Origin of the sequence: Streptomyces sp. LS1784, from assembly GCF_020103755.1 — a bacterium.
Taxonomy (GTDB): domain Bacteria; phylum Actinomycetota; class Actinomycetes; order Streptomycetales; family Streptomycetaceae; genus Kitasatospora.
This window is the reverse complement of record NZ_JAHSQD010000555.1, coordinates 1-5,360: the sequence shown is the minus strand read 5'-3', so window position 1 is coordinate 5,360 and position 5,360 is coordinate 1. Positions and strand designations below refer to the sequence as shown.

Genomic DNA, 5,360 nt, shown 5'->3' with positions numbered 1-5,360 from the left:
CGATCCGGGCGGCCGCGGTGTCGAGCGTGCGGTAGTCGAAGCCGCGGACGCCGTCGCCCAGGGCGGGCCGGTCCGGGTGGGCCCGGGCGAGGTGGGCGAGCAGTCCGGGCAGTGAGCGGGCGGAACGGGCGGGGGGCGCGGATCGGACGTGCTGCGTCGCGGACGTCACGCCGGCTCCTCCCCCGCCCGGCCCTCCCGGGCGGGTCCGGCGGCCACCTGCGGGTCGCCCGCCAGGTAGCCGTCCAGCAGCGCCCGCTCGGGCAGCCGCCCGGCCAACTCCCAGGCCAGCATGCGGTGCAGGCCGTCGAGGTGGATCAGGCCCGACCGGACCTTCAGGTCCCCGTAGTCGGGGTGGCCGATCGGGGCGGTGCTGAGGTAGACGGGCGTGAACGGGGCCCACCGCAGCAGCCTCAGCTTCGCCGCGCAGACCGGGTTGGCGGCGGTCCAGGCGGCTCCGCCGGCGCGGACCCGCTCGGCCGCCTCGGCCACCGTCAGTCCGGAGCGCGGCACCAGTTCGAGCTCCCCGCCCTCGCTGAGGTGCCAGGGCAGCACGACGCCCAGGACGTCCGCCCGGGAGAGCCGGATCCGCCGCCAGCCGCCGGGGATGCGGCCGGCGCGTTCGAGGCTCTCCTCGCCGTACACGTTGCTGTTCGCCTCGTGGGCCCGTTCCACCGGGTGGTCCCGCAGGTAGGCGGCGTGGACCTCGGGGTAGGCGACGGCGGTGACGATCTCCACGGCAGTGCTCCTCAGACGGTTCCGGTGGATTCGGCGCCCGTGTACCCGGCGCCGCTGTGCCCGGCGCCGCTGTACTCGGTGAAGTGCCGTTCCGCGAACAGCTCGGGCCACTGGCCGTCGGCCAGGTCCAGTTCGCGGGCCCGGGCGAGCATCTGCCGCCAGTACGGCTTCACCGGGCGCCAGCGCGCCCCCACCTGGCAGTAGGAGGCGTCGACGAAGTACCGGGGGCGGCCCGGCCCTTCGGGCGCCGGCCGGCGGGTGTGGAACAGCGCCGAGTTGAGCAGCACCGTCGAGCCGGGCGGCAGCCGGTCGATCACCACCTCGCCGGGCAGTTCCGCGGTGCCGTGGTGGGCGAAGGCGGACTTGCCGACGGCGCGCAGGTGCGAGCCGGGCAGCACGGCCAGGCTGCCGACCTTCTCGTCCAGTCCGCCGAGGTAGTGCAGCGCGTGGACCATCAGCAGGGACGGGTCGGAGCGGTCGTTGGGCTCGCAGTCGTGGTGCCAGGCCTTGCCCGGGATCCCCGGGTCCTGGCGGTCGCTGTGCAGGTGGTGGAAGACGAAGTCCGGCCCGAGCAGGCGGGTCAGGGTGCGCAGCAGCGGCGGGTGGGTGAGGAGTTCGCCGTGGGCCGGCAGCTCCAGTTCCAGCAGCGGGGGCGGTCCGTACCGCAAGGGGTCGGCGCACGCCGCGATCGACCGGGCCCGCAGGCCCTCGTCGACCCACCGGTCCACCTCGGGGGCGAGCCGCTCGCGCAGCGCTTCCGGCAGCAGGCCCGGCAGGACCAGGTACCCGGACTCCAGGAACTGGCGGCGGCGCCCGGTGTCGAGGGCCTCGCGCCCTCCGGAGGACAGCGTCACCGAACCGATCCCCTCCTTCCGCTCGGCGGGGCACACACGGGAATCCGGCACCACGGGACGTGACAGGAGCAGTGGAGGCACACGGGGGTCATCCAGACCTCGGGTGGCGGCGGAGCGTCCGTCACGGGCGCCTCGGTCGCCACAGCTGAATCGCGATCACCACGAAGAGGCACGCGTTGATCACGCAAGGTAGTCCGCCTCAGGAGTATGAACCTGTCCTCGCGTCCACGACAAGGCCGATGCCGGCCCCTGGACACCTTCCCGCCACCGTGCCGTTCAGCTCCGGCCACCACTCGGCTCCCGCCTCACGGGGAACTCCGGGCCGCTCGGGCCCCGGTGATTCGCCGCCGCAACAGCGGATGCGGCACAGTGAGGTCATGAACGCGGGAACCAGGAGTCAGCGGACGGCCGGACCGGTCAGGCGCCGCCCGGTCCAGCAGCGCAGCCTGGAGCGGTACGGCCGCATCCTGGACGCCTGCGCCGGACTGCTGGACGAGGTCGGGGCGACCGCGCTCACCACCAAGGAGGTCGCCCAGCGCGCCCAGGTACCGATCGGCACCCTCTACCAGTTCTTCGCCGGCAAGGAGGACCTGCTGGCCGCCCTCGCCACCCGCAACCTCGACCAGTACCTCCAGCGCCTGGACGCCCGGCTGGCCGCCGCCGCACCGGTCGGCCCCGCCGTCTTCAGCGACCTCGCGGTGGAGGAGTTCGTGGCGATGAAACGCGCGGTGCCGGGCTTCGGAAGGCTGGACTTCGGCCTGGCCGGCCCGGCCGTCCCCACCGGTGTCCGGGACGACCGGCACCTACTGGACGCGGGCGTGGACAACAACACCGCCGTCGCGTTGCGGCTCCAGGCGCTCGGCGGCGAACTGTTCCGGGCGGGCGACCCGACGGCCACCACACTGACCCTGCGGGTAGCCCTGGAGGCCGCCGACGCCGTGCTCAAACTGGCCTTCCGGGACGCCCCCGACGGCGATCCGACACTGATCGCCGAGTGCAAGCGGTTGGTCCGCGGCTACCTCGCGCAACAACCGTCCGCCCGCTGACGCCCGGACCCGCGGGCCTCGGACGCCCCGCCCGCCCGAGGCGTTGCGAGCCCGCCGCGCCCGCAGCACAGTGGATAGCGGAACGGCCGCGGAGGCGGCAGGAACACACGACCGGAGGAGCAGACCATGCACGCAGCGGTAGGTGACCAGCTCCACATCCACAGCAGGTCGGTGGGCATGGTGGACCAGAAGGGCGAGATCATCGAGGTGCGCGGCACCGACGGCGAGCCGCCGTACGTGGTCCGCTTCGAGGACGGCCACGAAGGTCTGATCTACCCCGGCCCCGACTGCAACATCGAACAGCGCCAGGCGGAACGCTGACCCACACCCCCGCCGCTCCGCGCGCCACCCGCGCGAGGTGGTGAGGAGCGGTGTCCGCCCCCACGGCCCCGCTGCCCGGGGCACTCGCCGAGCTCGCGCCACTGCTGGACCACTACGGGTACCTCGCGGTGGCGCTGCTCGTCCTGCTGGACAACTGCGGCATCCCGGTGCCCGGGCAGACCATCCTGGTCCTGGCCTCGGTGTACGCCGGCGCCGGGCACCTCGACTTCGCCGCCGTCCTGCTGATCGCGGCCGGCGCCGCCGCGCTCGGCAACAGCCTCGGCTACCTGATCGGCCACACCGGCGGGCGCGCCTTCGTCCACCGCTGGGGCCGCTACGTGCTGCTCACCCCGGCCCGGATGGAGCGCGCGGACGCCTTCTTCGCCCGGCAGGGCGGCAAGGTGGTGACGGTCGCCCGCTTCGTGGACGGGCTGCGCCAGTACAACGGGATCATCGCCGGGACCACGGAGATGCCGTGGCGCCGGTTCCTGCCGTACAACCTGCTCGGTGCGGTGCTGTGGACGGCGGTCTGGGGCACCTTCGGCTACGTCGCCGGGGCCAACATCGGCACCGTCTACCACACGGCGCTGCGCTACCAGGTCTGGTTCGCGGTCGGGCTGGGCGTGCTGGTCGCCGCCCTCCTGCTCCGGCAGGTGCTGCGCTACCGGCGCCGGCGCCGCGCGGGCACCGACGCCTCCGGGGAACGGCCCGACTAGCGCAGCGGGAACACCTCGAACGGGACCGCGAAGCGCGTCCCCAGCCGGCTGCCCGCGTCCCGGCCGAAGCCCTCCAGGAACTCCCGTGGCTCCGCCATCGCCCCGCCCAGCCCGGCCAGGTACGCCTTGTGCTCCTCCAGCGAGGCGACGCCCCGGTCGAAGTGCTCGGTGGTGTCCACCGCGTGCTTCGCCTCCGGCGAGGCCGCCGCCCAGATCTGCCGCACGCCGCTCCACGGCTCGTGGCCCTCGGCCAGCAGCTCGCGGAACACCCAGCGGTTCCCGGCGTCCCGGACCCCGTCCAGGGTGGCCCGGCCGACCGCGATGTGGTCGGCCTGGTTCAGGAGCACCCCGCCGTAGGTGTCCCGGAAGTTGCTGGTGATCACGATGTCCGGCCGGTGTCTGCGCACCGCCCGGGCGATGTCCCGGCGCAGCGGCAGGCCGTACTCCACCACGCCGTCCGGGTAACCGAGGAACTCCACGGTGTCGACGCCGACCACGCGTGCCGAGGCGACCTGCTCGGCCTCGCGCAGCGGGCCGCACTCGGCCGGGGCCAGCGAGTCGATGCCCGCCTCGCCGCTGGTGACCATCACATAGACGACCTTCTTGCCCTGCGAGGTCCAGCGGGCGACGGCCGCGGCCCCGCCGTACTCCATGTCGTCGGGGTGGGCCACGATCGCCAGCGCGGTCCGCCAGTCCTCGTCGACGGGCTCGAAGGGCTCGGGGGTCTGCTCGGTCATGCTGCTCGTTCCTCTCGGTGCGGCTCACGGTCGTACGGACGTGCCCGGCCACGGGACCGATATCCGGCAGCCGACCGGGAACTTACCGCGCGCCAGGCGGCGTCGAAGGGGCATGACCCGCATCCGGCTCGCCTTCGTCCACTCGGGGAACACGCCGGTCGTCCTCTACCCGGTCGTGGTTCTGCTCCTCCTCGCGGCGCTGTCCGGCAGGCTTGCCTCTGACGCAGGCGTCAGGGGTTAGCGTCCGGGCGTCCCGCGGCGGCACCGACCGCCGCCGCAACCTCCTGCTCCGAGGAGCGCCGCCATGGCCCTGCCCACCACCGCCCGCGTCGTCCGGCTGACCGCCGCTCCGACCGGACTGCCCGCCCCCGAGGACTTCACCGTGGCGGAGGAGCCGCTGGCGGCCCCCGGCCCCGGGGAGGTGCTCGTCCGCAACCGGGCCTTCCTGGTCTTCCCCGGCCTGCGCACGCTGATCGGCGACGCGGGCTCAGGCCTGCCGCTGCCTCACATCGCCCCGGGGGAAGCACTGTTCGGGCCCGCCCTCGCCGAGGTGCTGGCCGCACCGGAGGACGGGCCGCTGCGCCCGGGCGACCTGGTCACCCACCTGTACGGCTGGCGGAGCCACGCGCTCGCCGAGGCCGCGCGGTTCACCCCCGTCCCGGCGGACTTCCCGGAGCCGCTCGCCCTGCTCTCCACCGCCTCGGCCGGCTACGGCGGGCTGACCCGCTCCGCTGGGGTGCACCGGGGTGACGTGGTGCTGGTGACCGGCGCGGCAGGCGCGGTCGGCACGATGGCCGGGCAGGTCGCCCGGCTGCTCGGCGCCGCCCGGGTGATCGGCACCACCCGCTCGCCCGCCAAGGCGGAGCGGCTGACCGCCGAACTCGGCTACGACGCGGTGCTGGTGCCCGGCGAGCGCCCGTTCGCCGGGCAGCTGGCCGAGGCCGCGCCGGA

6 protein-coding genes and 1 pseudogene are annotated in these 5,360 nt (G+C 74.4%); 4 read left to right on the top strand and 3 right to left on the bottom strand.

Annotation, left to right across the window (positions count from 1 at the left end; all coding sequences use genetic code 11):
* Positions 1-165: 165 nt before the first annotated feature.
* Positions 166-735 (bottom strand): DUF6309 family protein, encoded by a 570-nt coding sequence (locus tag KS423_RS37545; protein ID WP_224284221.1) that lies wholly within the window; start codon positions 733-735, stop codon positions 166-168.
* A gap of 11 nt (positions 736-746) precedes the next feature.
* Positions 747-1,589 (bottom strand): phytanoyl-CoA dioxygenase family protein, encoded by an 843-nt coding sequence (locus KS423_RS37540; protein WP_224284220.1) that lies wholly within the window; start codon positions 1,587-1,589, stop codon positions 747-749.
* A gap of 377 nt (positions 1,590-1,966) precedes the next feature.
* Between KS423_RS37540 and KS423_RS37535 the strand changes: the two genes are divergently transcribed.
* From KS423_RS37535 to KS423_RS37525, 3 genes are all read left to right on the top strand, one after another.
* Positions 1,967-2,635, top strand: a complete 669-nt coding sequence (locus KS423_RS37535; protein ID WP_224284219.1) for a TetR/AcrR family transcriptional regulator — start codon at positions 1,967-1,969, stop codon at positions 2,633-2,635.
* A 126-nt stretch (positions 2,636-2,761) separates the two neighbouring features.
* Positions 2,762-2,956: a DUF1918 domain-containing protein gene (locus KS423_RS37530; RefSeq protein WP_224284218.1), complete on the top strand. Its 195-nt coding sequence runs from the start codon at positions 2,762-2,764 to the stop codon at positions 2,954-2,956.
* Positions 2,957-3,006: 50 nt separating this feature from the next.
* The gene (locus KS423_RS37525) at positions 3,007-3,672 is read left to right on the top strand and encodes a DedA family protein (protein WP_224284217.1); all 666 of its coding nucleotides are present in this window, start codon (positions 3,007-3,009) and stop codon (positions 3,670-3,672) included.
* On the opposite strand, the gene KS423_RS37520 is transcribed toward KS423_RS37525, so the two are convergent.
* Positions 3,669-4,409, bottom strand: coding sequence for a PIG-L deacetylase family protein (locus KS423_RS37520; RefSeq protein ID WP_224284216.1), 741 nt, complete (start codon positions 4,407-4,409; stop codon positions 3,669-3,671). The genes KS423_RS37525 and KS423_RS37520 overlap by 4 nt on opposite strands.
* A gap of 304 nt (positions 4,410-4,713) precedes the next feature.
* On the opposite strand from KS423_RS37520, the pseudogene KS423_RS37515 reads away from it, so the two are divergent.
* Positions 4,714-5,360 (top strand): annotated as a pseudogene (locus tag KS423_RS37515) (NADP-dependent oxidoreductase); the annotation flags it as partial.